Annotated in this window: 32 protein-coding genes; 12 read left to right on the top strand and 20 right to left on the bottom strand. The window is 71.3% G+C overall.

Going from position 1 to position 26,193, the window contains the following annotated elements:
* Positions 1 to 37: 37 nt before the first annotated feature.
* Positions 38 to 808 carry a Bax inhibitor-1/YccA family protein gene (locus DK427_RS14135; protein ID WP_109951820.1) on the bottom strand — a complete coding sequence of 257 codons (771 nt, stop codon included), beginning with the start codon at positions 806 to 808 and terminating at the stop codon, positions 38 to 40.
* A gap of 329 nt (positions 809 to 1,137) precedes the next feature.
* On the opposite strand from DK427_RS14135, the gene DK427_RS27100 reads away from it, so the two are divergent.
* Complete coding sequence (locus DK427_RS27100; protein ID WP_245930566.1) at positions 1,138 to 1,263, top strand: BrnA antitoxin family protein; 126 nt, start codon at positions 1,138 to 1,140, stop codon at positions 1,261 to 1,263.
* A gap of 34 nt (positions 1,264 to 1,297) precedes the next feature.
* Here the strand turns inward: DK427_RS27100 and DK427_RS14125 are convergent, their stop codons facing one another.
* Positions 1,298 to 3,862 (bottom strand): ABC transporter permease, encoded by a 2,565-nt coding sequence (locus tag DK427_RS14125; RefSeq protein WP_109951818.1) that lies wholly within the window; start codon positions 3,860 to 3,862, stop codon positions 1,298 to 1,300.
* Positions 3,862 to 4,572: an ABC transporter ATP-binding protein gene (locus tag DK427_RS14120; RefSeq protein ID WP_109951817.1), complete on the bottom strand. Its 711-nt coding sequence runs from the start codon at positions 4,570 to 4,572 to the stop codon at positions 3,862 to 3,864. Before DK427_RS14120 ends, DK427_RS14125 begins: the two co-directional genes overlap by 1 nt.
* A 261-nt stretch (positions 4,573 to 4,833) precedes the next feature.
* On the opposite strand from DK427_RS14120, the gene DK427_RS14115 reads away from it, so the two are divergent.
* Together DK427_RS14115 and thpR are read left to right on the top strand one after the other, a co-directional pair.
* On the top strand, positions 4,834 to 5,439 hold the full coding sequence (locus DK427_RS14115; RefSeq protein ID WP_245931022.1) for an arylesterase: 606 nt from the start codon (positions 4,834 to 4,836) through the stop codon (positions 5,437 to 5,439).
* 13 nt (positions 5,440 to 5,452) lie between these two features.
* Positions 5,453 to 5,992 carry an RNA 2',3'-cyclic phosphodiesterase gene (thpR, locus tag DK427_RS14110; protein ID WP_109951815.1) on the top strand — a complete coding sequence of 180 codons (540 nt, stop codon included), beginning with the start codon at positions 5,453 to 5,455 and terminating at the stop codon, positions 5,990 to 5,992.
* Positions 5,993 to 5,999: 7 nt separating this feature from the next.
* On the opposite strand, the gene coaA is transcribed toward thpR, so the two are convergent.
* The 14 genes from coaA to DK427_RS14040 form a co-directional block, all read right to left on the bottom strand.
* On the bottom strand, positions 6,000 to 7,001 hold the full coding sequence (coaA, locus tag DK427_RS14105) for a type I pantothenate kinase (RefSeq protein WP_109951814.1): 1,002 nt from the start codon (positions 6,999 to 7,001) through the stop codon (positions 6,000 to 6,002).
* Positions 6,998 to 7,321 carry a phosphoribosyl-ATP diphosphatase gene (locus tag DK427_RS14100; RefSeq protein ID WP_109951813.1) on the bottom strand — a complete coding sequence of 108 codons (324 nt, stop codon included), beginning with the start codon at positions 7,319 to 7,321 and terminating at the stop codon, positions 6,998 to 7,000. The genes coaA and DK427_RS14100 overlap by 4 nt, the downstream gene beginning before the upstream one ends.
* Before the next feature lie 151 nt (positions 7,322 to 7,472).
* Positions 7,473 to 8,249 carry an imidazole glycerol phosphate synthase subunit HisF gene (gene hisF / locus DK427_RS14095; RefSeq protein ID WP_109951812.1) on the bottom strand — a complete coding sequence of 259 codons (777 nt, stop codon included), beginning with the start codon at positions 8,247 to 8,249 and terminating at the stop codon, positions 7,473 to 7,475.
* A 9-nt stretch (positions 8,250 to 8,258) separates the two neighbouring features.
* Complete coding sequence (locus DK427_RS14090) at positions 8,259 to 8,744, bottom strand: DUF29 domain-containing protein (RefSeq protein ID WP_109951811.1); 486 nt, start codon at positions 8,742 to 8,744, stop codon at positions 8,259 to 8,261.
* Positions 8,745 to 8,783: 39 nt separating this feature from the next.
* Positions 8,784 to 9,527: a 1-(5-phosphoribosyl)-5-[(5-phosphoribosylamino)methylideneamino]imidazole-4-carboxamide isomerase gene (gene hisA, locus DK427_RS14085; RefSeq protein WP_109951810.1), complete on the bottom strand. Its 744-nt coding sequence runs from the start codon at positions 9,525 to 9,527 to the stop codon at positions 8,784 to 8,786.
* 38 nt (positions 9,528 to 9,565) lie between these two features.
* Positions 9,566 to 10,219: an imidazole glycerol phosphate synthase subunit HisH gene (gene hisH, locus DK427_RS14080; protein WP_109951809.1), complete on the bottom strand. Its 654-nt coding sequence runs from the start codon at positions 10,217 to 10,219 to the stop codon at positions 9,566 to 9,568.
* Complete coding sequence (locus tag DK427_RS14075; protein ID WP_109954162.1) at positions 10,216 to 10,692, bottom strand: DUF2628 domain-containing protein; 477 nt, start codon at positions 10,690 to 10,692, stop codon at positions 10,216 to 10,218. The genes hisH and DK427_RS14075 overlap by 4 nt, the downstream gene beginning before the upstream one ends.
* Positions 10,693 to 10,707: 15 nt before the next feature.
* On the bottom strand, positions 10,708 to 11,295 hold the full coding sequence (gene hisB, locus DK427_RS14070) for an imidazoleglycerol-phosphate dehydratase HisB (RefSeq protein WP_109951808.1): 588 nt from the start codon (positions 11,293 to 11,295) through the stop codon (positions 10,708 to 10,710).
* Positions 11,296 to 11,502: 207 nt separating this feature from the next.
* Complete coding sequence (locus DK427_RS14065) at positions 11,503 to 12,378, bottom strand: S-methyl-5'-thioadenosine phosphorylase (RefSeq protein ID WP_109951807.1); 876 nt, start codon at positions 12,376 to 12,378, stop codon at positions 11,503 to 11,505.
* A gap of 162 nt (positions 12,379 to 12,540) precedes the next feature.
* Positions 12,541 to 13,449, bottom strand: coding sequence for a cytochrome c1 (locus DK427_RS14060; protein ID WP_109951806.1), 909 nt, complete (start codon positions 13,447 to 13,449; stop codon positions 12,541 to 12,543).
* 19 nt (positions 13,450 to 13,468) lie between these two features.
* On the bottom strand, positions 13,469 to 14,755 hold the full coding sequence (locus tag DK427_RS14055; protein ID WP_109951805.1) for a cytochrome b: 1,287 nt from the start codon (positions 14,753 to 14,755) through the stop codon (positions 13,469 to 13,471).
* A gap of 37 nt (positions 14,756 to 14,792) precedes the next feature.
* Entirely contained in the window at positions 14,793 to 15,368 is a 576-nt protein-coding gene (gene petA, locus DK427_RS14050; protein WP_109951804.1) for a ubiquinol-cytochrome c reductase iron-sulfur subunit, read from the bottom strand.
* Between the two features lie 285 nt (positions 15,369 to 15,653).
* Positions 15,654 to 17,087: an MATE family efflux transporter gene (locus DK427_RS14045; protein WP_109951803.1), complete on the bottom strand. Its 1,434-nt coding sequence runs from the start codon at positions 17,085 to 17,087 to the stop codon at positions 15,654 to 15,656.
* Positions 17,088 to 17,150: 63 nt separating this feature from the next.
* Positions 17,151 to 19,025 (bottom strand): ABC transporter ATP-binding protein, encoded by a 1,875-nt coding sequence (locus DK427_RS14040; protein WP_109954161.1) that lies wholly within the window; start codon positions 19,023 to 19,025, stop codon positions 17,151 to 17,153.
* 128 nt (positions 19,026 to 19,153) lie between these two features.
* On the opposite strand from DK427_RS14040, the gene DK427_RS14035 reads away from it, so the two are divergent.
* Positions 19,154 to 19,615 carry a tRNA (cytidine(34)-2'-O)-methyltransferase gene (locus DK427_RS14035; RefSeq protein ID WP_109951802.1) on the top strand — a complete coding sequence of 154 codons (462 nt, stop codon included), beginning with the start codon at positions 19,154 to 19,156 and terminating at the stop codon, positions 19,613 to 19,615.
* A 101-nt stretch (positions 19,616 to 19,716) separates the two neighbouring features.
* Here the strand turns inward: DK427_RS14035 and DK427_RS26370 are convergent, their stop codons facing one another.
* Entirely contained in the window at positions 19,717 to 19,866 is a 150-nt protein-coding gene (locus DK427_RS26370) for a hypothetical protein (RefSeq protein ID WP_162559802.1), read from the bottom strand.
* A gap of 69 nt (positions 19,867 to 19,935) precedes the next feature.
* Here DK427_RS26370 and DK427_RS14030 point away from each other — a divergent pair, with 69 nt between their 5' ends.
* The 6 genes from DK427_RS14030 (at position 19,936) to DK427_RS14010 (ending at position 23,571) form a co-directional block, all read left to right on the top strand.
* Complete coding sequence (locus tag DK427_RS14030) at positions 19,936 to 20,181, top strand: hypothetical protein (RefSeq protein ID WP_109951801.1); 246 nt, start codon at positions 19,936 to 19,938, stop codon at positions 20,179 to 20,181.
* Positions 20,182 to 20,551: 370 nt separating this feature from the next.
* Positions 20,552 to 22,039 (top strand): DEAD/DEAH box helicase, encoded by a 1,488-nt coding sequence (locus DK427_RS14025; protein ID WP_109951800.1) that lies wholly within the window; start codon positions 20,552 to 20,554, stop codon positions 22,037 to 22,039.
* A 133-nt stretch (positions 22,040 to 22,172) separates the two neighbouring features.
* Positions 22,173 to 22,358, top strand: coding sequence for a YegP family protein (locus DK427_RS14020; RefSeq protein ID WP_109951799.1), 186 nt, complete (start codon positions 22,173 to 22,175; stop codon positions 22,356 to 22,358).
* 101 nt (positions 22,359 to 22,459) lie between these two features.
* Positions 22,460 to 22,744, top strand: coding sequence for a hypothetical protein (locus tag DK427_RS14015; RefSeq protein ID WP_109954160.1), 285 nt, complete (start codon positions 22,460 to 22,462; stop codon positions 22,742 to 22,744).
* Positions 22,745 to 22,950: 206 nt separating this feature from the next.
* The gene (locus DK427_RS27375; RefSeq protein WP_281276952.1) at positions 22,951 to 23,079 is read left to right on the top strand and encodes a hypothetical protein; all 129 of its coding nucleotides are present in this window, start codon (positions 22,951 to 22,953) and stop codon (positions 23,077 to 23,079) included.
* A 72-nt stretch (positions 23,080 to 23,151) separates the two neighbouring features.
* Positions 23,152 to 23,571 (top strand): acyl-CoA thioesterase, encoded by a 420-nt coding sequence (locus DK427_RS14010; RefSeq protein WP_109954159.1) that lies wholly within the window; start codon positions 23,152 to 23,154, stop codon positions 23,569 to 23,571.
* Positions 23,572 to 23,681: 110 nt separating this feature from the next.
* On the opposite strand, the gene DK427_RS14005 is transcribed toward DK427_RS14010, so the two are convergent.
* Both DK427_RS14005 and DK427_RS14000 read right to left on the bottom strand, forming a co-directional pair.
* Positions 23,682 to 24,161 (bottom strand): hypothetical protein, encoded by a 480-nt coding sequence (locus DK427_RS14005; protein ID WP_109951798.1) that lies wholly within the window; start codon positions 24,159 to 24,161, stop codon positions 23,682 to 23,684.
* Entirely contained in the window at positions 24,158 to 24,625 is a 468-nt protein-coding gene (locus DK427_RS14000; RefSeq protein WP_109951797.1) for a hypothetical protein, read from the bottom strand. The genes DK427_RS14005 and DK427_RS14000 overlap by 4 nt, the downstream gene beginning before the upstream one ends.
* A gap of 803 nt (positions 24,626 to 25,428) precedes the next feature.
* On the opposite strand from DK427_RS14000, the gene DK427_RS13995 reads away from it, so the two are divergent.
* Together DK427_RS13995 and DK427_RS27370 are read left to right on the top strand one after the other, a co-directional pair.
* Positions 25,429 to 25,896 carry a Ros/MucR family transcriptional regulator gene (locus DK427_RS13995; protein ID WP_109951796.1) on the top strand — a complete coding sequence of 156 codons (468 nt, stop codon included), beginning with the start codon at positions 25,429 to 25,431 and terminating at the stop codon, positions 25,894 to 25,896.
* Between the two features lie 57 nt (positions 25,897 to 25,953).
* Positions 25,954 to 26,085, top strand: coding sequence for a hypothetical protein (locus DK427_RS27370; protein ID WP_281276951.1), 132 nt, complete (start codon positions 25,954 to 25,956; stop codon positions 26,083 to 26,085).
* The last annotated feature ends 108 nt before the right edge of the window (positions 26,086 to 26,193 follow it).

The raw sequence follows: 26,193 nt of genomic DNA, 5'->3' as shown, positions 1-26,193 counted from the left end.
GCGCCGGGGCTTTCCGTCCGTTCCGGACCTGTCAGGCTCAGCGGCGGTCGCCGAGGAGCGAGAGCAGGAACTGGAACATGTTGATGAAGTCGAGGTACAGCGTCAGCGCGCCGTTCACCGACATCTTGGCCGCGCCCTCGGCGTCGAAGCCGCTGTAGAGATACATCTCTTTCAGCTTCTGCGTGTCGTAGGCGGTGAGGCCCGCGAAGATCAGCACGCCGAGCAGCGAGATCGCGAACTGCAGCGCGCTCGAGGCCAGGAAGATGTTGACCAGCGAGGCGATGATCAGACCGATCAGGCCCATGATCAGGAACGAGCCCATCCCCGAGAGGCTGCGCTTCGTGGTGTAGCCGTAGAGACTCAGGCCGCCGAAGGTCGCCGCGGTGATGAAGAACACCCGCACCACGCTCGCGCCCGTGAAGACGAGGAGCAGCGTCGACATCGACGCACCCATCACGGCCGCGAAGGCGAAGAACATCGTCCGGGCGGATGAGGCCGACATCCGGTCCATCCGCATCGAGAAGACGAAGATGAACACGAGGGGGGCGAACATCAGCACCCACTTGAGGGGGCTGTTGTAGAGGGTCTGACCAAAGGGCGTCAGCGCGAGCTTGCCGGTCGCCGTCGCGGTGGTCGCGGCCATGTTGAGGCCGAGCGCGACGAGGCCCGAGATGCCGAGGCCGACGACCATGTTGTTGTAGACGCCGAGCATGAAGCTGCGCAGGCCCTGGTCGACGTCGACCTGCGTGCCGGCGTATCCCGGCGCCTGCTGGGCGCCGTACCGGAAGGGGCTGTTGTCGAATGCCATGGGAGTTCCCTTGAGGATGCTCTCTCAGCGTGGTGTTCAGGGCGAGGCCCACGCAGGACCTCTGGCGCCGAAGAGCGCCTCGTGATCGAATATGTTGCGTCGCGAGGCTGCACACAAGGCCTCCGCCGAGCTTGCAGGGCCTGTTTTCGGGGCCCGAATCCTTTAATTTTGTTCATGAAATTCGGGATTAAACGGTGCTCGCCGGCCGTCGTTCGGCGCTCCGGTCACGCTCGCCGGCCCGATCTACGGACGGCCGCGGTGCCGCGCTGATCCGATCGGCCCCACCCACCGCGGGCGCGCTCCGTCGCCCGGACGAGCCGCGGGGATCGATGCACCGATCGATGCACCGGCTGGACGTCGTGGACTTCCTCAAGCAGGGCGGCCGCGACTTCCAAGCCCGGATGAACGCTGTTCTGCGCCGCGACATGGAAGCCGAGACGGAGCGGACGCCGTAGGGATCGCTCCCCTCCCTGCCCTCTTCGCTCCCGCTCACAGCCCGCGCAGGTAGGGCGCGGGCTTCTGCCCCAGGATGCGCCAGGTGCCGGCAAGGCCGAGGCCGACCGCCAGGACCACCGCGAGCCCGGCCGCGACGAGCGCGCCCGAGAGGTCGAGCGCGAAGTCGAGCCGCATCACCTTCGTGACGATGACCCAGCCGGCGAGCGCACCGGCGATCATCCCGAAGAGCGCGGTGGCCAGTCCCAATGCGCCGTATTCGATGCCGTAGGCGGCGAGCAGGCGGCCGCGGCCGGCCCCCAGCACCTTCAGCACCACGGCGTCGTAGAGCCGGGCGCGGTGACCGGCCGCGACCGCACCCGCGAGAACGAAGAGGCTCGCCAGCACCGCGACCGCGCTCGCGCCGCGGATCGCCAGAACCAGCTTGCCCACGAGGTCGCCGACCGCGTCGAGGGCGTCCTTCACCCGCACGCTGGTGACCGACGGGAAGGTATGGGCGACGTCGCGCAGGATGCGGTTCTCGGCCGCCCCGTCGGTGCCGCCGGCCAAGCTCAGCGTCGCGAGGTCGGCGTGCGGCGCGCCCCGGAAGGTGCCGGGCGAGAACACCATCACGAAGTTGATGCCGAGGTTGCGCCACTCGACCTTGCGCAGGTTCGCGATCCGCGCGGTCACGTTGCGGCCGAGCACGTTGACCGTGACCTCGCTGCCGATCTTCAGCCCGAGCTGGCGCGCGAGTTCCGCCTCGAAGGAGACGAGCGGGGTCTTCGCCTCCTCGGCGCTCCACCACCGGCCCGCCGTCAGCACCGAGCCCTCCGGCAGGTCCGCCGCGTAGGTGATGCCCCGGTCGCCGTCGAGCACCCAGGCGGCGTCCTCCGGCGGGCGGATCTTGCCCGCCGGCACGCCGTCGAGGGCGACGATGCGCCCGCGCATCATCGGCACGCGCTCGATCTTGCCATCCGGCGCGGCCTTGGCCAGGAAGTCGTGGAACCGGTCGGCCTCGGCCGAGGGGATGTCGAGGAAGAACAGGTTCGGCGCCTTCGCGGGCAGGCTCGCCGAGATCGTTCGCCGCACGTTGGCGTCGATCACGCTGAGCGTCACGAGGAGCGTCACGCCGAGGCCGAGCGAGAGCACGATGGTGGGTGTCAGCGCGCCCGGCCGGTAGAGGTTCGCCAGCGCCATGCGCGGCGCCGCGCGGCGCGGGCGCGGCAGGCGGCGGGCGAGCGCCATCAGGCCCGTCGCCACGAGCCGCAGCAGCCCGAAGGCCAGGCCGGCCGCCGCGATGAAGACCAGCGCGACCCGCTTGTCGAAGGCCGTGGCAACGGCAAGCGCCACCAGGGCGAGTAGAGCGGCGGCGAGCATCACCCGATAGCGCGCACGCGGCTTCCGGGCGGACGGATCGACCGTGTCGCGGAACAGCCCCGAGACCGGCACGTCGTGGGCACGGCCGAGCGGCGTGATCGCGAAGGCGAAAGCGGTGAGCAGTCCGTAGGCGGCGGCCAGCAGCAGCTCGCCCGGCGCCAGCGTCGGGTTGAGCGGCAACGGCAGCGCGTCGTGGAACAGGGCGTCGATCGCGAAGGGCAGTCCCGCCCCAAGGACCAGACCCGCGAGAGTGCCGAGGCCCGCGATCAGCATCACCTGTACCAGATAGAGCCCGACCACCTGCGATCCCGGCGCGCCAACGCTCTTCAGCGTGGCGATCGAGCCACGCTTGCGTTCCACGAAGGCGTGCACGGCGTTCGCGACGCCCACACCCCCGACGATGAGCGCCGTGAGGCCGACGAGCGTGAGGAACTGGGTGAAGCGCTCGATGCTCTTGGCGAAGCGGGGATCGGCGTTGGAGCGCGCGCGCATCTCCCAGCCGGCCTCCGGCGCGGCCTCGGCGATGCGGGCGGCGGCCGCGTCCAGCGCGGCGTCCGAGGCGCTCGGCACCGCGATGCGGTAGCTCCAGCGGTTGAGGCTGCCCGGCTGGACGAGGCCGGTGGTGCGCAGCGCCTCCTGGGTGATGATAAGGCGCGGCCCGAAGCCGAGCCCGCCCGCGATCTTGTCGGGCTCGCTCACGACCGTGGCGCGGATCGCGAAGGGGTGGCCCGCGAGCGTGATCCGGTCGCCGACCTTCAGGTCGAGCCGGGTCAGGAGGGCCGGGTCGGCGACGGCGCCCGGCACGCCGTCGCGGGGGCCGAGCAGCTCCGCCAGCTCCGCGTGCGGCTCGGTGACGAGGACGCCCGCCAGCGGATAGGCCTCGTCGATCGCCTTCAGCTCGACCAGAGCGGCGCCCTCGCCCGCCACCGCCATGGCGCGGAGCGTCGCGACGGTGCCGACCCGGCCCTCGCGGGCCAGCGCGGCGCGCTCCTCCGGCGTCGCCTCGCGGTTGATCAGGCTGTAGCTGAGGTCGCCGCCGAGGATGCGCCGGCCCTCGCGGCCGAGCCCGTCCGAGAGCGAGCGCGAGATCGAGGTGACACCCGCGATCGCCATGACGCCGAGCGCGATGCAGGCGAGGAAGACGCCGAAGCCCGAGAGCCCGCCGCGGAACTCCCGGAGCGCGAGGCGCAGGATCAGCGGCAGGCGGCGCGCCCGCTCGGGCGGGGTGAAGGTGCCGTGCATCAGGCGCTCGCCGGTGCGGTGACGGGAGTGTCGCCGGCTTCCGCCTCGATCCGGCCGGAGCGCATCCGGATGGTGCGGTCGCAGAGCCGGGCGAGGCCGGGATCGTGGGTGACGAGGACCAGGGTGGCGCCACGGTCGCGCTTCAGCCGGAACAGCAGGTCCACGATCTGCCGGCCCGTGGTCTCGTCGAGGTTCCCAGTCGGCTCGTCGGCCACCAGGATCGCGGGATCGGGCGCGACCGCGCGGGCGATGGCGACGCGCTGCTGCTCGCCGCCCGAGAGCTGAGCCGGGTAATGGTGCAGCCTGTGGCCGAGCCCGACCGCCTCCAGTTCCGCTCTGGCGCGGGCATGAGCCTCCGGCCGGTCGGCGAGTTCGAGGGGCAGCGCCACGTTCTCGAGCGCCGTCATGGTCGGCACGAGGTGGAAGGCCTGGAACACGATGCCGATCCGCCGGCCGCGGAAGCGTGCCAACGCGTCCTCGTCCAGGCCGCGGAGATCGGTGTCGTCGATCCGGATCGTGCCGGAATCCGGCCGCTCCAGCCCGGCCATCACCATGAGCAGCGTCGACTTGCCCGACCCGGAGGGCCCGACGAGGCCGACCGCCTCGCCGCGGGCGACGTCGAGCGAGATGCCCCGCAGCACGTGGACGCGGGCCGCGCCCCGCCCCAGGCTGAGATCGATGTCGCGCAGGCCGACCGCAGGGCCGACCAACTGGGCGCCGCTCGTGTCTCGGGTCTTGTCTGTGCTCACCGGGAGGCCGATCTGTGCGCGATGACGGGAAGCATGGCGGATGAGGCTCGGGTGTGGCGGCAGCGAAATCGGTGCGCGACGACACCCGGCTGTTGCGGGGGCGATATGGGCTCATCTCCGGGCGCACGCCAAGAGGATGGAAGGCGGGTGCGCCATGATGGCTCTGCCGCGCGGCGTCTGCCCCGTCTCGGTGCTCTCCTCCTCGCCGTCCTGGTGCTGCTGATGCCGGCCATGCTCCCGGCGGGGGCGCAGACCGCCCGTCCGCTCAACCTCGTGGCGCTCGGCGACAGCCTCACGGCCGGCTATCGCTTGCCGGCGGAGGCCGCCTTCCCGGCGGTTCTGGAGCGGGAGCTGAAGAAGAAGGGACACACCGTCACGGTCGCCAATGCCGGCGTCTCGGGCGACACCTCGACGGGCGGGCTCGACCGGGTCGACTGGTCGGTGCCGGACGGGACCGACGGCGTCATCCTCGAACTCGGCGCCAACGACATGCTGCGCGGCACCGACCCCGCGGTGACCCGGAAGGCGCTCGACACGATCATCGCGCGGCTGAAAGGCCGCGGCATTCCAGTCCTGCTCGCGGGGATGCGGGCCTCGGCCAATCTCGGGCCGGACTACGTCGCCCGCTTCGACGCGATCTATCCCGATCTCGCCAAGCAGCACGGGCTGGTACTCTACCCGTTCTTCCTGGCGGGCGTCGCGGGCGAGCGCGGCCTCAACCTCGACGACGGCCTGCACCCGAACCCGCGGGGCGTCGAGGCGATCGTGGCCGGCATCCTGCCCACGGTTGAGAGCTTCCTCACCCGGCTCGGCAAGCCCGAGCGCTGAGGGGAGCCGGACCATGCCGCGCCTGTTCACCGCGCTCGCCGTGCCCTCGGAGATCGGCGAGCGCCTCGCCCGCTTCCGCGGCGGCCTGCCCGGCGCCCGCTGGGTCGAGGCGGCCGACTACCACGTCACGCTCCGCTTCCTCGGCGACATCGACGCGGACGTGGCCGAGGACGTGCTGGAGGCGCTCGCCGGCCTGCGCGCGCGGGATCCGGTTTCGGTCGTGTTGGAGGGGCTCGGCGCCTTCGGGGGCGACCGGCCGCGGGCGCTCTTCGCGGCGGTGGCCCAGGATCCGGGCCTGATGGACCTGCAGGCCGAGCAGGAACGGCTGGTGCGCCGGGCCGGCGTCGCGCCCGAGACGAGGCGGTTCACGCCCCACGTCACGCTCGCGCGCCTGAAGCGCGAGGCGAGCCCCGAGGCGGTGGCGATGTACGTCGCCCAGAGCGGCCTGTTCGAGCCGCTGCGCTTCGAGGCCCACGCCGTCACCGTATTCTCGGCCCGCGAATCGACGGGGGGCGGTCCCTACATTGCCGAGGCCGAGTTTCCCTTCGCCTGATCGCGCCTCAGAGCCGGCGCAGCGCCACGCTCTCGATGCGGTGGCTCGCGCCCTTCGACAGGATCAGGCTGGCGCGCTGGCGCGTCGGCAGAATGTTCTCGACGAGGTTCGGCAGGTTGATCGTGGTCCAGAGCCGGTCGGCGATGGCGAGCGCCTCCGCCTCCGGCACCTCGGCGTATTTGCGGAAGTAGGAGCGCGGATCGCGGAAGGCCGTCTGGCGCAGCTTCATGAAGCGGGTGACGTACCAGCGGTGCAGGTCGTCCTCGTGCCCGTCGAGGTAGATCGAGAAGTCGAAGAAGTCCGACACGAAGGGGATCGCCGTGCCGTCCCGCGGCAGCCGGGCGGGCTGGAGCACGTTCAGCCCCTCGACGATCAGGATATCGGGGCTCTCCACCACCCGCTCCTCGCCGGGCACCCGGTCGTAGACGAGGTGCGAGTAGAGCGGCGCCGTCACGCGGCCGTGGCCGGACTTCACGTCGTGCAGGAAGCGCAGGAGGGCGGCCGTGTCGTAGCTTTCGGGGAAGCCCTTGCGCTCCATCAGGCCGGCGGCGGCGAGCTCGGCGTTCGGCAGCAGGAAGCCGTCCGTGGTGACGAGATCGACCTTCGGGGTGTTGGGCCAGCGGGCGAGCAGCGCCGCCAGGATGCGGGCTGTGGTCGACTTGCCGACCGCGACCGAGCCCGCGAGCCCGATGATGTAGGGGGCCTTGCGCTCGCGCTCTGCGATGAGGAAGCGCTGCGTCGCCTTGAACAGCCCCTGGGTCGCCGCGACGTAGAGCGAGAGCAGGCGCGAGAGCGGCAGGTAGATCGCCACCACCTCCTCGATCGAGATGGGGTCGTTGATCGATTGAAGCCGGGTCAGATCCTCGCTCGAGAGGGTGAGCGGCGTGTCGGCGCGCAGGCTCGCCCACTCGTCCCGGCTGAAGCGGCGATAGGGCGAGAGCCGGTCCGAGCCCGCGCCGGTCACCGGATCCTGGCCGGTCTCGCCGATCGGGGCCGGCGCGAAGCTCATGTGTGGCGCCTCGCGGCCTTCTCGGCGAGCCCGCTCTGGGCCGTGCGTCGCTCCAGCTCCGCCATCACCGCGTCGAGGCTGACGCCGCCCGCCTGGAGCACCACGACGAGGTGGTAGAGCACGTCCGCGGCCTCGGCCGTCAGCCCGGCGCGGTCGCCCTGCACGGCGGCGATGGCGGCCTCCACCGCCTCCTCGCCGAGCTTCTTGGCGGCCTTGGCGGGGCCGCCCGCCAGGAGCTTGGCCGTGTAGGAGGCGTCCGGGGAGGTCCCGGCGCGGCTCGCGACCAGCCGCGCGAGATCGTTCAGGGTGTAATCACTCATGCAACACCGTGCATCTGGGGGCCCGCAACGGCGCCGCGTGTGGCGGGAAATTGCGTCAACGTCCGCCCGGGAGCAAGCCGCCCGGCTAACAGATGATGGGGCCTCCCCATCCGTCTTTCGTACCGAGGCCGCATCCGCGGCCCGCGTCCGTTCACGCGTCGAGCCGCATGGCGAGGCCGGCCGCCGCCATATGGGCCTTGGCCTCGGCCACGCTGTGCTGGCCGAAGTGGAAGATGGAGGCGGCCAGCACCGCGCTGGCGCCTCCCTCGGCCACGCCCGCCACGAGGTCGTCGAGGCCGCCGACGCCGCCCGAGGCGATCACCGGCACGGCGACCGCGTCCGTGATCGCGCGGGTCAGCGCTAGGTCGTAGCCCGAGCGGGTGCCGTCCCGGTCCATCGAGGTGACGAGCAGCTCGCCCGCCCCCTTGGCCGCAACCGTGCGGGCGAAGGCGATCGCGTCGAGCCCGGTCGGGTTGCGCCCGCCATGGGTGAAGATCTCCCAGCGGGCCGGCTCCCCGGGACCGGAGACGCGCTTGGCGTCGATCGCCACCACGATGCACTGCGCGCCGAACTTCTCCGCCGCGCGGGCCACCAGATCCGGGTCCTTCACGGCGGCCGTGTTGATCGCGACCTTGTCGGCACCCGCGAGCAGCAGCGCCCGCACGTCCTCCACGGCCCGCACGCCGCCGCCGACGGTCAGCGGCATGAAGCAGGCCTCGGCCGTGCGGCTCACCACGTCGAGCAGCGTGCCGCGGGCCTCGTGGCTCGCGGTGATGTCGAGGAAGCAGAGCTCGTCCGCGCCGGCCGCGTCGTAGGCCTTGGCGGCCTCCACGGGATCGCCCGCGTCGCGGAGTTCGAGAAACTGCACGCCCTTGACGACGCGGCCGTCCTTGACGTCGAGGCAGGGGATGATGCGGGTCTTGAGCAAGACGGGATCTCAGTCGGTCGTGTCGTCGGGGTCGGCCGGGAAGGGGCGCGCGAGCATCTCCTCCCGGGTGTAGGGGCAGGCGGTCGGGAAGACCCTGATGGGCAGGCCCGTCTCACCCGAGGCCTCGTCTCGCGCATCGCGATAGGCCCGCACCAGGGAATCCGTCAGGCGACTCTTCAGACCGGGATTGTCTTTCAGCACGTCCGCCGCCCTGTTTCGGTGCGTTCGGATCGATATGGCCCAGCTTCGCGTCCGGCGCTCGGGCTGATGGTCCCATTTCAGCATGTGCAGCAGGATCACGCGCCAGGCGCTGACCAGGCTGTTGAATTCGGTCCGCCCTAAGGTCTCGATCTCCTCGGCGAGGTTTTCGAGGTCGAGACCCGCGAAGTCGCCGGCGCGCAGACGCGCGCCCTGCTCCTGCGTCCAGGTGTAGAAGTCGTCCTCGTAGGCGGTCCCGGCCTCCTGCGGCCGGGCCGCCGCCTTCACGGCGCTCATCGCCGCCTCCTGGCGCGATCCTGTCGAGGCTTCAGCCTATCACATGCCGGCCCGGCCGGCTTGAGCGATGGCCTTGAGCGCCGCGCGCGGGTCGATCCGGCCGTCGTAGAGGGCGCGGCCCGTGATCGCGCCGGCGATGAGCGCGCAGTCGGGCTGGAGCAGGCGGTGCACGTCGTCGATCGAGGCGAGGCCGCCCGAAGCGATCACCGGGATCTTCACGGCCTGGGCCAGCGCCAGCGTCATCTCGACATTGAGCCCCTTCAGGATGCCGTCGCGCGCGATGTCCGTGTAGATGATCGCCGCGACGCCCGCGTCCTCGAAGCGCCGACCCAATTCCTCGGCGGTCATGCTGGAGGTCTGGGCCCAGCCCTCGACGGCCACGCGGCCGTCCTTCGCGTCGATGCCGACCGCGACCTTGCCGGGATGGCGGCGCGCGGCCTCGCGCACGAAGGCCGGATCGCGCACCGCGGCCGTGCCGATGATCACCCGGGCGATCCCCTTGGCGATCCAGGCGTCGAGGGTCTTCATGTCGCGGATGCCGCCGCCGAGCTGCACCGGGAGCGAGACCCGGGCGAGGATCGCGTCCACGGCGGCGGCGTTGCGCGGCTCGCCCGCGAAGGCGCCGTCGAGATCGACGACGTGGAGCCAGGAGAAGCCCTGCGTCTCGAAATCCGCGGCCTGCGCGGCGGGGTCGTCGTTGAAGATCTTGGCGCGCGCCATGTCTCCCTGCACGAGGCGGACGCAGCGCCCTTCCTTCAGATCGATGGCCGGATACAGGATCACGCGAAAAACCCTTTCGTCCCAGAAGGATCTGCCGGCCCTCAGGGACGCCACTTGAGGAAGTTGGCGAGCAGCGCGAGGCCCAGGCGCTGGCTCTTCTCGGGGTGGAACTGCGTTCCGGCGACGTTGTCCCGGGCGACCATCGCGGTGACGGGCCCGCCGTAATCGACCTCGGCCACCACGTCCTCCGGCCGGTCAGCCTTCAGGGCGTAGCTGTGCACGAAGTAGGCGTGCAGCCCCTCGGGACCCGTCGGGATTCCGGCGAGCAGGGGATGGCTGCCCGCGGCGAGCGTGTTCCAACCCATATGCGGGATCTTCAGCGCCGGGTCGGCCGGACGGATCGGCCCGACATCGCCCGGGATCCAGCCGAGACCGGGCGTGACCGCGTATTCGAGGCCCCGCGTCGCCAGGAGCTGCATGCCGACGCAGATGCCGAGGAAGGGCCGCGCCCGCTCATGGGCGGCCCGCTCCATCGCCGCGACCATGCCGGGCACCGCGTCGAGGCCACGCCGGCAATCGGCGTAGGCACCGACGCCGGGCAGCACCACCCGGTCGGCCGCGGCGACCACGTCGGGATCGCCCGTCACCGCGATGCGGCTGTCGAGCCCGGCCTCGCGGGTGGCGCGCTCGAAGGCCTTGGCGGCCGAGTGCAGGTTGCCCGAGCCGTAATCGATGATGGCGACGGTCTCGCTCACCGAGCAGCCTCGCTCGCCGGGAACAGGCCGATCACCGGATCGCGCTCGCCCGCGAAGGCCGGGCGCTGGGGCGCGGGCGGTCGGGTCGCCGGGTCGAGCCAGCGCGCCATCACCCGGGCCTCGGCCTCGGCGGGGCTTCCCGCCAGCACCGCGTCGCGCGCCGGCCAGCCCCGACGGGCGAGCGTCCAGCGACGCAGCGACGAGGCCTCCAGTCCGATGAGGATGGAGACGAGCAGGCTGATCAGCGTGGCAGCGATGCGCGAGAGTCCGAGCAGGTGGCCGAGCCCTGCGACCACGGCGAGGCTGAGCCCGACGATCAGCGCCGCGAGCCAGAGCCTGTGGAACAGGAACCACGCGACCGAGAAGGCGAAGGCCGGCCAGGAGAAGCCGTCCTGCACGATCACCGCGCGGTCGAGCCCGTAGGCCTCGCCGGGCCGGGCCTCGGGGGGCAGGTGGAGCGTGTAGCTGCGCATCCGCATCCGGTTCTCCTAGAGCGAGCCCTTGGTCGAGGGCACTCGGCCCTCTTCCCGCGGGTCGAGCGCCACGGCCTTGCGCAGGGCGCGGGCGAGGCCCTTGAAGCAGCTCTCGGCGATGTGGTGGGCGTTGTCGCCGTAGAAGGTCTCGACGTGCAGCGTGATGCCGGCGTTCATCGCGAAGGCCTGGAACCACTCGCGCACCAGCTCGGTGTCGAACTGCCCGATCTTCTCGACGCGGAAGCTCGTGCGGAAGACGAGGAAGGGCCGGCCCGAGATGTCGATGCAGACGCGCGAGAGCGTCTCGTCCATCGGCAGGTGCACGTCGGCGTAGCGGGCGATGCCGCGCTTGTCGCCGAGCGCTTTCGCGAAGGCCTGCCCCAGGGTGATGCCGCAATCCTCTGCCGAGTGGTGCTGGTCGACGTGCAGGTCGCCGTCGACCTTGATGTCGAGGTCGAACAGGCCGTGGCGGGCGAACAGCTCCAGCATGTGGTCGAGGAAGCCGATGCCGGTGGCGATCCGCGCCTGCCCGGTCCCGTCGAGGTCGATCGAGACGCTGACGTCGGTCTCCGCCGTCTTCCGGCTGATGCTGGCGCTGCGCATTCTTCTACGTTTCGCGGGTGGTTGGGGACAGGTGCTGGCCGGTCCGGAGGTCTCGGGGTCTTCTAGTGTGGTTTCGGGTGTGGAGGGAAGCGCACCGTTCGGGGCATGCCCCGCTTCCCACCACACCCGAAGTCGGGCCTGCCCGACTTGGGCACCGGGGAACGGATCTCGGGCAAGCCCGAGGTCCGCGGGGAGAGAGCAACGCGCTCAGCCTTCCAGCACCCGCCCCGCCACCGCGTCGAGCTTGGCCGTCAGCGCGGGGTCGCGCGCGGCCGGGGCCGTCATGATGGCGCCGTCGAGTGCCCGGTGCGAGCCGGCCGGGCAGTCCTCGCGCGTCGCCGGGAAGTCGCGGGCGAGGCGCGCCACGAGGCGGGCGGCCTTGTCGGCGTTGGCGCGCGCCACCGCCACCACGGCGGCCACGTCCACCGCGTCGTGGCCCGGGTGCCAGCAATCGAAGTCGGTCACCATCGCGATCGTCGCGTAGGTGATCTCGGCCTCGCGGGCGAGCTTGGCCTCCGGCATATTGGTCATACCGATCACGTCGAAGCCTTGCGCCTTGTAGGCCTTGGACTCGCTGAGCGAGGAGAATTGCGGCCCGTCCATGCACACGTAGGTGCCGCCGCGGGCGACCGCGATGCCTTCGGCCTTCGCGGCCGCCGCGATCCGGTCCTGCAGGCGCGGTCCGACCGGGTGCGCCATGGAGACGTGGGCGACGCAGCCGTTGCCGAAGAACGAGGTGGCGCGCCCGTGCGTGCGGTCCACGAACTGATCGACGAGCACGAACAGGCCGGGCGGCAGCTCCTCGCGGAACGAGCCGCAGGCCGAGAGCGAGACGATGTCGGTGACGCCGGCCCGCTTCAGGACGTCGATATTGGCCCGGTAGTTGATGCCGGCGGGCGAGAGGCGGTGGCCGCGCCCGTGCCGGGCCAGGAACACGATCTTGGTCTCGCCGATCCGGCCGACGCGCAGCGCGTCCGAGGGCTCGCCCCAGGGTGAGGAGACGGCCTCCTCGCGCACGTCCTCCAGACCCGGCAGGTCGTAGACCCCGGAGCCGCCGATCACGCCGAGCACCGCCGCCGTCATGTCACCGTCCTTCTCGCGCCTGTCATGGCGGCCCCAAATGGAAACGGGCCCCGTGCGGGGCCCGTAACACACTTGTCCGACGAAGCGCAGCCGCGTGTCCTTGACCGATCCCGCGACCCGTGACGCCCTCCCTCTCCCCGCTGCGGGGGGAGGGCGCGCGGCTCAGTACGTCTTGTGCAGCTCCGGCTGGAGACCGTGGGTCTCGCCGCCGACATCCGCCCAGACCCGCTTCTTCACGTAGTAGAGCAGGCCGGCCAGCACGATCAGGAACAGGATCACCCGCAGACCCAGCGCCTTGCGGGCCATCATGTGGGGCTCGGCCGCCCAAGCCATGAAGGCCGAGACGTCCTTGGCGTACTGGTCCACCGTCTCGGGTACCACGGGCCTGCCGTCGTCGCCCTTCGGGTAGCTGACCTGACCCTCGCTGATGGGGTTGGGCATCGCGATGATGTGGCCGGGATAGTACTTGTTGTAGTGGCCGCCGTCCGGCACCTCGGTACCCTTCGGCGGGTCCTCGTAGCCGACCAGCAGCGCGTGGATGTAGTCGACGCCCTGCTCCGAGTAGCCGGTGAAGGGCAGCGCATCGAGCACGAACCACGGGAAGCCGCGCTCGTAGGTGCGGGCCTTGGCCAGCACCGAGAAGTCCGGCGGCGCCTTGCCGCCGTTGGCGGCGGCCGCCGCCTGGTCGTTCGGGAAGGGCGGCGGGAAGCGGTCGGCCGGGCGGCCGGGCCGCTCGAACATCTCGCCGGAATCGTTCGGCCCGTCCTTGACCTGGTAGGTCGCGGCGAGCGCCTTGACCTGGGCGGCCGAGTAGCCGGGCCCGCCCGGCTCCGCGAGGTTGCGGAAGGCCACGAGCTTCATGCTGTGGCAGGCCGAGCAGACCTCCTTGTAGACCTGGAAGCCGCGCTGGAGCTGGCCCTGGTCGAAGCTGCCGAACACGCCGGCATAGCTCCACTTCTGGCGGGGCGGCTGGGGCGTGTGGCCGTCGTCGGCCCGGGCCGGGGCGCCCATCAGGGCGCCGCCGAGGGAGGCCGCGACCAGGGTCGCGGCGAGGAGCGTGCGGATCGTCATCGCGTCTCTTGCCCTCGTCTCAGCCCTTGGTCGTCGGTGCGGCGGCGGCGCCCGCGGGTAGCCCCGACCCGCTCACCTGCTTGCCCGGTCCCGTCACGCTCTCGAGGATCGAGCCCGGCAGACGGGTCGGCGTCTCGAACAGGCCGACCAGCGGCATCACGACAAGGAAGTGGGCGAAGTAGTAGGCCGTGCAGATCTGCGAGGCGATGACGTAGCCGCCCTCCGGGGGCTTGGCGCCGAGCCAGCCCAGGATGATGCAGACCGCCACGAACACCCAGAAGAACTGCCGGTAGATCGGCCGGTAGTTGCACGAGCGCACCCGCGAGGTGTCGAGCCAGGGCGCGAGCGCCAGGATCAGCACCGCCGAGAACATCAGGATCACGCCGCCGAGCTTCGAGGGCACCGCGCGCAGGATCGCGTAGAAGGGCAGGAAGTACCATTCCGGCACGATGTGGGCGGGGGTCACGGCGGGGTTGGCCGGGACGTAGTTGTCGGCGTGGCCGAGATAGTTCGGCTGGTAGAAGATGAACCACGCGAACAGGATCATGAACACCACGACGGCGAACACGTCCTTGATCGTGGCGTAGGGGGTGAACGGCACCGCGTCCTTCGAGGACTTGATCGGGATGCCCGTCGGGTTGTTCTGACCCGTGACGTGCAGCGCCCAGACGTGGAGCACCACGACGCCCGCGATCATCCAGGGCAGCAGGAAGTGCAGGGAGAAGAAGCGGTTCACCGTCGGGTTGCCGACCGAGTAGCCGCCCCAGAGCAGGCTCTGGATCGTGTCGCCGACCACCGGAATCGCCGCCAGGATGTTGGTGATGACGGTGGCGCCCCAGTAGCTCATCTGGCCCCACGGCAGGGTGTAGCCGAGGAAGGCGGTGGCCATCATCAGGAGGTAGATGACGACGCCCAGGATGTAGAGCACCTCGCGCGGGGCCTTGTAGGACCCGTAGTAGAGGTTGCGGAAGATGTGGACGTAGACGGCCACGAAGAACATCGAGGCGCCGTTGGCGTGCGCGTAGCGCAGGAGCCAGCCGTAGTTCACGTCGCGCATGATGTGCTCGACGGAATCGAAGGCGCCCTTGGCCGAGGGTTCGTAGTGCATCGCCAGCCAGACGCCGGTGATGATCTGGATGCCTAGGAACGCGATCAGGATCGCGCCGAAGGTCCAGAAATAGGTCAGGTTGCGCGGCACCGGGAAGGCGACGAACGACGAGTGGACGAGGCCGACGATCGGCAGCCGCGACTCGAACCACTTGGCGAGCCGGCTCCGCGGCACGTAGGTATTGCCGTGTGCGCTCATGGTGGGGATCCTCCGGGGGCTCGGTAGCCTCTTCTCGTCACGCGGCGGCCTTGCCGCCCTCCTCGCCGATGCGGATCTTGGTGTCCGACTGGAAGGCGTAGGGCGGAATCGGCAGGTTGGTGGGGGCGGGACCGCGGCGCACGCGCCCGAGGGCGTCGAACTGCGAGCCGTGGCAGGGGCAGGACCAGCCCTCGAAATTGCCGGAATGGCCGATCGGCACGCAGCCCAGATGCGTGCAGTTGCCGTAGACGACGAGCCACTGGTCGTGGCCCTTCTTGACGCGGGTGTCGGCGGCGGCCGGGTCGATCAGCTGGGAGACCGGCACGGCCTTCATGTCCGTGATCTCCTTCTCCGTGAGCTTGCGCACGAAGATCAGCTTGCCGCGCCAGAACACGTTGATGATCTGGCCGTCGCTGATCGGCGAGAGATCGACCTCCAGCGGCGCACCGGCCGCGATGGTGGCGGCGTCCGGCGCCATCGAGGCGACGAAGGGCCAGGCCACCGCGACGGTGCCGACCGCGAGACCGGCACCAGTGGCGAGGAAGAGGAAGTCCCGGCGGGTGCCCTCCTGCGGGGCGGCGCCGGCGGGCGCGGCGGCAGTCGTGTTCGCCAAGGTCTCGTGCCTCCCAAGAAGAGCGGGTGTTCTCACCGTAGCCGACGAGGCGTGCCGCCCGCGCGCGCGGAGCCGGTGATCCGTAGGGGACCACAGCACGATCGTTCTAAACTGTGCAATGCGACCGCCCGTCGCCCGAAGTCAAGGCGGGGACAGGGCTCCTCCCGCACCGCGGCAGGAAAGCGGGGCCGGATGTAGCTTCCGGGGCGCGGTCGGGGGGCTGTGCGGGTCGGGATCCCCCTCGTCATCGCGCGCGGAGAGCGGGGATGCGCTGCGATGTCCGCGCTAGCCGGCCGCCGGCCGCGGCAGGAGGCCCGTGGTCAGCCGGCGCCAGCGCAGAAGGAGGAGCCCCGCCACCACGAACAGCCCGGCGCAGAAGCCCGTCCAGATGCCGTAGCCCTCGAACCCGGCGCCCCAGGCGAGGCCTGCGCCGAGCGGGACGCCGAGGCCCCAGTAGCCGCCCACCGCGACCCACATCGGCACCGTCGTGTCCTGCAGGCCGCGCAACATGCCAAGGCAGACCGACTGCACCCCGTCGGCCACCGCGAAGAGCGCCGCGAAGCCGATGAAGGCGACCGCGACCGGCAGCACCCCGGTGTTCGAGGGCGCGCCGAGATCGAGGAACAGGCCCGTCAGGGTCGCGGGCGCGGTGAGCTGGACGCCCGCGCAGAGCGTCATGAAGCAGAAGGCGAGGCCGAGCGCCACGAGGCCGGAGCGGCGCACGCCCGCACCGTCGCGCCGCCCGTAGGCGAGCCCCACCCGCACGGTCGCGGCCTGGGCGACGCCGTTCGGCACCATGAAGCAGAAGGCCGCAATCTGGATCGCCACCGCGTGGGCGGCGAGCTGGGTCGCACCGAACAGGCCCATGCCGAGCGCCGCGGCCTCGAACAGCCCGGCCTCGGCAAGCCCCGTCGCCACGATTGGCAGGCCGAGCCGGAAGACGCGGCCGAGCAGCACCGGGTCGAACCGCCAGAGGCGGTGGAACAGGCGGTAACGGTGCAGCCGGCGGTCGCAGAGCACCACCGCGATGAGCAGGACGAGGCTGAACGTCGCCGCCGTCACGGTGGCGAGCCCGACGCCCGCCATGCCGAGATCGAGACCTGTCGGGAAGGCGTTGCTCGCCGGGAAGGCGAGCCAGATGCCTATCGCGACGTTGAGCGGCAGGGCCGCGAGGCTGGCGGCCAACGCCCAGCCCGGCCGCTCGAGCGCGGCGAGCGCGCCGCGCAGGCCCATGAACAGCAGGGCCGGCCACATCGCCCATTGCAGCACGCGCATGTAGGCGCCGGCGGCCTCGGCCAGCGCGGGGGGCTCGCCGATCGCGGCCAAGAGCGGGCCCGTGTACCAGAGCAGCACCATCATGGGCGCGGCGATGAGCGTCGCCGCCCAGAAGCCCGCCCGCAGGGTGCGGCGCACCGGGTCGGTCGCGCCGGGCTCGCGCCCCAGCGCCTCGGCGATCAGGGGCGCCACCGTGCTGGTGAGCCCGATGCCGCCGATGAACAGGATGAAGTAGAGCCCGTGCGCGAGCGTCGCCGCAGCGAGCTGTTCCGCGCCCAGGCGTCCGAGCATCACCACGTCGGCCATGATCAGGCCGTGCTGGGCGAGGTTGATGAGAACGAGGGGGGCCGAGAGCGCGAGCGTCGCGCGCAGTTCCCGGAGCCAGGGGCGGCGCAACGGGGCCCCTTCCCGCGCGGGGAAGCCCGCGAGGTCGAGTGCCGGCATCGGAGGATCTCTTCGGATACGAGGACGGCGCGGCCCTGCCGCGCCGGATGATATGGGGATTTTCTAGCCGCCCAAGGCGTCGGAAACGTGTCGTTCCGCGTCCCGGTCGGGCAGGAAGCCGCCGGACTGGCGTGTCCAGAGCCGGGCATAGAGGCCGCCGCGGGCCACCAGCTCGGCATGGGTGCCCTCCTCCACGATGCGGCCGCGGTCGATCACGATCAGGCGGTCGAGCGCCGCGATGGTGGAGAGCCGGTGGGCGATGGCCAGCACGGTCTTGCCCTGCATCAGGGTGTCGAGCGCGTCCTGGATCGCGGCCTCGACCTCGCTGTCGAGGGCCGAGGTCGCCTCGTCGAGGATCAGGATCGGGGCGTCCTTCAGGATGACCCGCGCGATGGCGATGCGCTGGCGCTGGCCGCCCGAGAGCTTCACCCCGCGCTCGCCGACCTGCACGTCGTAGCCGCGCCGGCCCTTGTGGTCGACGAGGTCGGCGATGAAGCCGTCGGCATGCGCCAGGCGCGCCGCGCGCTCGATCTCCGCCTGGGTCGCGTCCGGGCGGCCGTAGGCGATGTTGTCGCGGATCGAGCGGTGCAGCAGCGAGGTGTCCTGGCTCACCATCGCGATGGCGCCGCGCAGGGATTCCTGCGTCACCCCCGCGATGTCCTGCCCGTCGACCAGGATGCGCCCGCTCTCGACGTCGTGGAGCCGCAGGAGCAGCGACGCGATGGTGCTCTTGCCCGCGCCAGAGACGCCCACCAGCCCCACCTTCTCGCCGGGGCGGATCGAGAGCGAGAGGTCCTCGATCACGTTGGCGTCGCCGCGCCCGTAATGGAAGCCGACCCCCTCGAAGCGGATGCCGCCGCCCCGGACCGCGAGCGTCTTGGCGCCCGGCGCGTCAACCAGCGCGTGCGGCCGGCTGATCGTCTGCATGCTCTCCTGGATCACGCCGACATTCTCGAACACGCCGCGCACCGTCTGCATCACCCAGCCTGACATGGCGATGAGGCGCAGCACGAGCGCGAGCCCCGCCGAGGCCTCGCCGGTGCTCATGGCGCCGCGCTGCCACAGGAGCAGCGAGGCGGTTCCCGTGGCGATCAGCAGCGCGCTGTTGAGGAGGCCGAGCAGCGTCGTGGTCAGCGTCACCAGCCGAAACTGGTGCAGATACGCCTGCGTGTGCACGTCCACCGCCTCGCGTACGGCGGCGCGCTCCTCGCGGTCGCGGGCGAAGAGCTTCACCGTCAGGATGTTGGTGTAGCTGTCCACGACGCGCCCAATCACCGTGGAGCGGGTATCGGCGGTGCGGTGCGAGCGGGCCCGGGCGCGGGGCACGAACCACGCGGTCAGGCAGGCGTAGGCCACCACCCAGATCACGGCGGGCAGCGCCAGCCAGAGCGAGATCGAGCCGAACAGCCCGACCGCGGTCACCGCGTAGATCGCCACGTAGAGCAGCGTGTCGATGAACACGACCGCGAGTTCGCGCACCGCCGGCCCGACCTGCACCACCCGGTTGGCGAGCCGGCCCGCGAAGTCGCCCTGGAAGTACGACAGCGAGTGGCCGAGCGTGTAGAGATGCGCCCGCCAGCGGATCTGGTTGGTCGATTGCGGTACGACGAGCTGGTTCGACAGTACCTCGTGCAGCCAGATCGAGACCGGGCGGATCAGAGCGACGAGCACCAGCGCCAGGGTGATGCCGAGCGCGTGGTCCTGCAGGACGGTGGCGCGGTCGGCGCTCGTCAACAGGTCCACGAACCAGCGCATCACGAGGTAGAGCGAGGCCTCGACCGTGCCGGCGATCACCGCGATCACGAAGAGGGCGAAGAGCGCCCAGCGGATCGGGTGCAGGTAGAAGCGCGCGAAGCCGAGCACCGTCTTCGGCGGCATCCGACCCTCTTCGAAGGGTGCGAACGGGTCGATGCGGCGCTCGAGCCAGTCGAGGAACATCAGGGTCACGGGGGCTCGAGGCGGGTCCCCTTAGGTAAGCCCGCTTGACCCGGGGCCAAGCGCGGGGCGATGCCGCGGCGCGCAGACCTGCCCTGCGCGTCCTCGCCTCCGCCGCCAACTCCGTAGCCATGCTCCGTCTCGCCCTCTACCAGCCCGACATCCCGCAGAACACCGGCACGCTTCTGCGCATGGCGGCCTGTCTGGGCGTCGCCGTCGAGATCATCGAGCCGGCGGGCTTCGACGTCTCGGACCGGCACCTGCGCCGCTCGGGCCTCGACTATCTCGACCACGTCGCGGTGACGCGGCACCGCTCCTGGGCGGCCTTCGAGGGCTGGCGCCGGGCGGAGGGCATCCGCCTCGTGCTCGCCACAACGGCGGGCGCCCTGCCCCACACGGCGTTCGGCTTTCGGGATGGCGACTGTCTGCTGATGGGGCGGGAATCGGCGGGTGTTCCGGAAGCCGTGCACGCGGCGGCAGATGCCCGCGTGGTGGTGCCGATCCGGGCCGGAATGCGCTCGCTCAACGTCGCGGTCGCGGCCGCTTTGGTGGTCGGCGAGGCTCTGCGCCAGACGGGCGGGTTCCCGGGGTGAGAGGCCCGCCCACCAGCGGCCGGAACCCTCGCCCTCGCCCCCGGCGGTAGGGTGCCTCCTACGCTAAGCGGCCCGCGACAAGGTCGAGCCCAGGTCCGGCCCTAACGCCCTTCCTCGTCCTCCTTGCGCCGACGCTCGGCCTCGTAGCCCGCCGCGATGCCGAGATCGATGGCGCGGCGCGCCAGCCGCACGCCGAGCCAGAACAGGATCAGGCAGATGAGGACGATCAGTCCGGCCTTGAGCGGATTCATGGGGAGCGCCTATCTCATGCGGCCCGGCCCGGAAACCCCGAGGCCCCCTCCCCCGACCTGGCGGACCGTTTGAGCGCGCGCGAGACCTTCCACATCGAGATCCTGGGCGCAGCGGACCGCGCCGAGCCCGATTCCGTCCTTTCCCGCGTCTCGGTGCGGGTCGAGGATCTGGCCGGGGCCGAGGAGCGGGCGCTGCGGCTCTTCGCCCGCGCCCGGGTGCCCCAGCGCGCGGGCGAGCCTGCCGAGGCCGTGCGGGTGATCGACGGAGCCGGCCGCGAGGTGTTCTTCCGCAGCCGCTTCGACGAGGGGGCCTGACGGCTCGCGGCTCAGACAAGGTAGGCTGCGCCGAACTGCGCCGCGATGATGCCGTCCGGTTCGACCGTGCCGCTGTCTTCAGCCGGAGGTCGCACGCCGGCCTCGGAAGCGCGCCATTGACTTCGCAGCTGCGGCACCGCATAACTGCAGCGCAGCGTCAGCGGCCGACCAGGGTCCGCTTGAGGGGGCTGCGTGACGGATTCGCGGGACCGCACGAGCGGCCTGGAGGCTCCGGCCCCCCTCTTCATTCGTGCATGCACCCGGGCCGCCCCATCACGCGGGCAGCCTCCTGCTCCAGGGACCGCTACATCGTTCCGCGCCGCCAGACAGGCCGCGCGCCGCGCGGTCCTGCTGCAACGAGACATCCGACTTGACCCAGTTCACCGATTTCGGCCTCGCCCAGCCCGTGCTCCGGGCCCTCAGCGAGGCCGGCTACACCGCGCCCACGCCGATCCAGGCGCAGGCCATTCCCCCCGCCATGCAGGGCCGCGACCTGTGCGGCATCGCCCAGACCGGGACCGGCAAGACCGCGGCCTTCGCGCTGCCGATCCTGCACCGGCTCTCGCTCTCGGACCGCCGCGCCCCGCGCCGCGGCTGCCGGGTGCTGGTGCTCTCGCCGACCCGCGAGCTCGCCAACCAGATCGCCGATTCCTTCGCCGATTACGGCCGCCACCTGCCCTACACCACCACCGTGGTGTTCGGCGGCGTCACCATCGGCCGCCAGGAGCGGGCGCTGGCGCCGGGCGTCGACGTGCTCGTCGCCACCCCGGGCCGCCTCATCGACCTCGTCGACCGGCGCGCCCTGACGCTGGAGGGCGTCGAGATCCTCGTCCTCGACGAGGCCGACCAGATGCTCGACCTCGGCTTCATCCACGCCCTCAAGCGCATCGTGCGGATGCTGCCGCAGAAGCGCCAGAGCCTGTTCTTCTCGGCCACCATGCCGAAGAACATCGCTGGATTAGCCGAGCAGTACCTCTCCGATCCTGTGCAGGTCGCCGTCACCCCCGTCGCCACGACCGCCGAGCGCGTCGAGCAGCAGGTGATGTTCGTTCACACCGGTGCCAAGCAGGCGCTGCTCGGCCACATCCTGCGCGATCCGAAGATCGACCGCGTGCTGGTCTTCACCCGCACCAAGCACGGCGCCGACCGCGTGGTGCGCGGGCTCGACAAGGTCGGGATCGTCGGCGCGGCGATCCACGGCAACAAATCGCAGCCCCAGCGCGAGCGGGCGCTGGCCGCCTTCCGCGACGGCACCTGCCGCGTTCTGGTGGCCACCGACATCGCCGCCCGCGGCATCGACGTCGAGGGCGTGACCCACGTCGTCAACTTCGACCTGCCGAACGTGCCGGAGAGCTACGTCCACCGCATTGGGCGCACCGCGCGGGCCGGGGCAGACGGCCTCGCCATCTCGTTCTGCAACGACGAGGAGAAGGCGTATCTGCGCGACATCGAGCGCCTGACCCGCCAGAAGGTGCCGGTGGCGGGCTTCCCCGAGGGCTTCACCCCGCCGTCCCGCCAGGAGGCCGCCGAGATCGCGGCCTCCGAGGAGCGCCGGCCCGAGCGGCCGCAGCAGCGCAACGGCGGGCGCCAGGGCCAGCCCCGCCAGGGTCAGGCGCGTCACGCACAGGGTGCCGGCGGCCAGGGCCGGCCGCAGGCCGCGCGTCCCGGCGAGCCCGGACGTCAGGGCCGGCCGCCGCAAGGCCGTCCCCAGCAGGGCCGCCGCGAGGAGCCTCGCCAGGATCGGGCGGCGCGCCCGGACGGCCGCCCCGCGGGCGGCCAGGCGCGCCGTGGCAACCGCCCGCAGGGCGGGGGCGAGGGCCGTGCCATCGGCTGGCTGGAGCGCGCCCCGCGCTCCTGATCCGGCTCGCAGGCTGATCACCGAAACGCCGTCCCGCATCGCGGGGCGGCGTTTCGCGTTTCCGGGGGCTGGCCCTGGCCGCGCGGCGCGCCATCTCCCCTCCGTCGTACGTGTAGGGAGCCCCGGCCAGACCATGCGGTTCGAGCTGTATCGGGATGCGGGTGGTCAGTGGCGGTGGCGTCTGCGGGTGCAGAACGGCAACGTCGTGGCCGATTCCGCGGAGGGCTACGCCCGCCGGGAGGATTGCGAGCACGGTATCGCCCTGGTCAAGCAGAGCGCCGCCGCACCGACCGTCGACATGACCACCCGGATCGCCTGATGTACGTCCACCGACAAACCGTGCAACGCTTCGGACGGTCCGGGCGTTTCGCGGCGTCGGGCCATCTCCCGCTCGAACTCCGTCACCGAGGAGCTGTGAACGTGTTGAGGAAATTCCTGCTGGCCGCCCTGCTGGTCCTGGGCTTCGCGGCCGCCACGCCGCATGGGGCCTCCGCCGCTCCGGTCGGTCCCGATCCGGCCCTCGTGGCAGGTGCCGCGCCCGTCGCCGAGAAGGCGCAGTTCTACTACGGCCCGCGCCGCTACTACCGCCGTCCCTACTACGCCCGCCGGTTCTACCGCCCGCGGGTGTACTACCGCCGCCCCTACTACGCCCGCCGGTTCTACGGTCCGCGCCGGTTCTATGGCCCGCGCCGCTTCTACTACTGATCGCTCTGGACTGATCTTGCCCGGACCCGCCCGGCCGCTCCCGCGAGCGGTCGGGTTTTTTCTTGGCCCAGGCGCAGATGCCTCACAAAGCGGCGCCGATGTCTGTTGGATCGGCAGAATGCGCTGTGTTTCGCGCCGCTCCGATGTAGAATCGGGCGCAACGGAGCGGCTGGCGGCAAGACCGGCCGCCCGTGAGGAGACGCCCCATGAAGACCGCCGCGCTGCGCCGCGCCCGCTCGCACGACCTCTGGCAGGCCGTGCCGCTCGAATGCTTCGTCTGCGCCGCCGCCGTGTTCCTGGCCGCCGGTCTCAAGCTCGCCGGCTTCATGCCCTGACCCGGTCCGGGCGCTGACAGCGGCCCCCGAATCGGTTCTGATGGCCGATGGGGAAGGTGCGGCATGGACCTCATGGACGCTGAAACGCTGCCCGACGAGCGGCCGCAGGGGGACCTCACGGTCCGCACCATTGCGATGCCGGCCGACACCAACGCCAACGGCGACATCTTCGGCGGCTGGGTCCTCTCGCAGATGGATCAGGCCGGCGGCATCGCAGGCGTCGACCGCGCCCAGGGGCGGGTCGTCACCGTGGCGCTCGACGCCATGACCTTCATCCGCCCCGTGCGGGTCGGTGACGTGCTCTGCGTCTACACCCGCGTCGTGCAGGTGGGCCGCACCTCGATGAAGATTGCCGTCGAGGCCTGGGCCCGGCGCTTCTGCACTCAGGTCCGCGAGCGAGTGACCGCGGCGACCTTCACCTTCGTGGCCATCGATGAGGCCGGTCGGCCGCGCCCGATCCCGCCCGCGCCTGAGGCCCCGGTGCGGCCCTAGAGCGCTCTCCGCCGAGATGGAGGCCGGTTCGGCGAAAGAGCGCGTCAAAACGAGGACGGAGAGCTTTTTCGGTTGCAGCTCGACCGGCTAAGGCCTCAGGGGCGGCTCGCCTAGGCCTCGGGCACGGCCTCGAACTCGGTCTTCAGGCAGGCGACGAGGCGGCGGAGCCAGAGCCGGGCCTCGGCGGCGGCGTCGCGGGCGCTGTTCGCCTCCTCCTCGGCTCGCAGGGCCCGCGCCTCCGCGGCTTCTGCCGCAGCCTGGGCGACCGCGAGCGCGGCCTCGGCGGTCTCGGCCCGGTGCTCGGCTGTCTCGGCCGCAGCCTCCGCCGCGCGGGCGCGCTGCCCGGCGGCCTCGGCCTCCGCCCGCTCTCGCCGGATCCGCCCGCCAGCCTCGCGGATCAGCTGGATCGCGGCCGGCCCCTCGAGGTCGGCCTCCGGGTCGGAGAGGTCGGCCCCGCCCGTCGCGGTTCCGAACAGGTGGACGATCCGCTCTTGGTCACCCAGGGCGACGAGGCGCTGCAGCGGGGTCAGCCCGGCCGGGTGGTTCGGTCCTGGGAACGGCTCGGCACGGTGTTCCGCGGCCTCTCTCACCGCTCGTCCTCCCCGTCGAGATCGGCGAACTCGCTGACGACGGTCTCGTGGATCCGCATCAACCAGTCCTCGGCCGCGCGGGCGCGTGCCTCGGCCTGCTCGGCCCGCGTCTCCGCCTCCCGGATGCGGGTCTCGGCGTGCATCTCGGCCGCTGCGGCGCGGATCTCGGCGGCACGCACGCGCCCCTCCGCTGCGTCGACCTCTGCGCGCGCCTGCCGCATCAGGTCCTGCATCTGCTGCTCGCGGTCGAGAGCGTGGGCCTCCGCCTCGCGGGCACGGCCGGCGGCGGCGCGCACCCGGTCGATCAGGCCCGCCCAATCCTCGTGAGAGGCCGGCGATGGGGCGTCCGGCCCGCCGGTGGGCGACCGGACGAGGCGCACGAGGCTGGCGAGTGGGTCGGGTCGGTGCGGCCCGGTGGCGAGCCCGGCGGGTCGCTCCCAGCGCAGCTTCCTCGTCGTTTCCATGTGACGCCCAGCCCCCGTCCCCGACCGCCGTGACCCGGAGGCGGTCGCGGCAGGCTGAGACTTGGTTAACGTCGGTAAACAGGCGGTTAAGATCCTGGCTTGCCCCCGCCGGCGAAGTGCATGGATCTGTCTTTCAAATGGCCGATCGAGCGGGTGGCCGACGTGACTGCTCGAACGACTGTCGGCCCTCCGCCGCGGACTCTGGCAAGGAACTCGCGGGGCCCCGAACAGCCGGGGCTGACGCGCGACGGCCCGCCCGGCGCGGGTTTCCGGGCGGGCCGCCGATCGGTCCGGATCAGTGGGCGTTCAGGAGCAGGTCTGCCGATCCGACGAAGGTCGCGATCAGCCCGCAGGAGAAGACGCCGATCATCGCGTAGGTGAACGCCTTGGTGAACATCGCGGATCTCTCTGTTCTCATGTCCTCTGGGAATTGCCGTGTTCGCGCGGGAGGCTATCGGGCGCCCCGAAGCGAGCGTGGTCGAGGCAAGAACGTTGCCGCAGTGCACAATCGGTCGCAGCCCGCACCGCCGAAGCGACGGCCCTCTTCGGTCTTGTCCGGTTGCGCGGCGCGTGCCCGTAAGGGCGGAGCGGGTGGTAAGGATGTGTGACCAGCGGCTGCCGCTCTGTGCTGCGGCGCACGCATCGCTGCACGTTTGGCGGCGACAGGAAGTTCGTCCCGGATTCTTGTGAGTGCTTCCACGAGATCTGAGCGGACCGCTTGGCTACTGTGTGCGCTACGCCTTGATCTCTGTGTGTAATCCGTGTTCTTAAGCCCCGAGGGGCTTCTCCTAGGACATCAAGAAATGACAGAAGAATTGTCTGACTCGACTCCCGATATCGTCGTGCTGACGGGTGACATTGTGTCGGCCTACGTTTCGAACAACTCGGTTCCTGCGGCCGAGCTCGGTGGTCTGATCGCCGGCGTGCACGCCGCGCTGCTGCGGTTGACGCACGCGGGCGCGGGCGTGGGCAGCGCTCCCGCCGAGGAGCCGGTCGAGAAGCCTTCCGCCGCCCAGATCCGCAAGTCGGTCACCGATGAGGGCCTGATCAGCTTCATCGACGGCAAGACCTACAAGACGCTCAAGCGCCACCTGACCACCCACGGCCTCGATCCGCGCTCCTACCGCCAGCGCTACGGGCTGCCCGACGACTACCCGATGGTCGCTCCAGCCTACGCCGCGCAGCGCTCGGCGCTCGCCAAGCAGATCGGTCTCGGACGCCCCGGTGCCCTCGCCGAGCGCGAGGCCGGCAGCCGTCGCAAGGCGGCCTGATTCGGTCCGGCCCCGCCGTCCCCTCGCCGGCGGGGCCCCGCGCGCTAGATGCGGGGCATGCCCCGCTGGTTATTCGTCATCTTCGCCGCCGCCCTCTTCCTGAGCGTCGCCGGCATCGTCCTCACGTTCCTGCGGACCGGGCCGACGGACAATCAGCCCTCCACCACGGTACCCCGCGCCGCGCCCTGAGCGCTCGGCCGCGACGCCGCATCGCGGACCGCGCGGAGGGCCATCTTGATCCAGTTTGTTGTCCGTCCGCTCCGCAGTGGCAGCCTTTGGGATCTTGCCCTCGGGACT

It is taken from the genome of Methylobacterium radiodurans (genome assembly GCF_003173735.1).
Classification (GTDB): Bacteria; Pseudomonadota; Alphaproteobacteria; order Rhizobiales; family Beijerinckiaceae; genus Methylobacterium; species Methylobacterium radiodurans.
The sequence above is the reverse complement of the archived record's forward strand: the minus strand, read 5'-3'. Positions and strand labels throughout refer to the sequence as shown.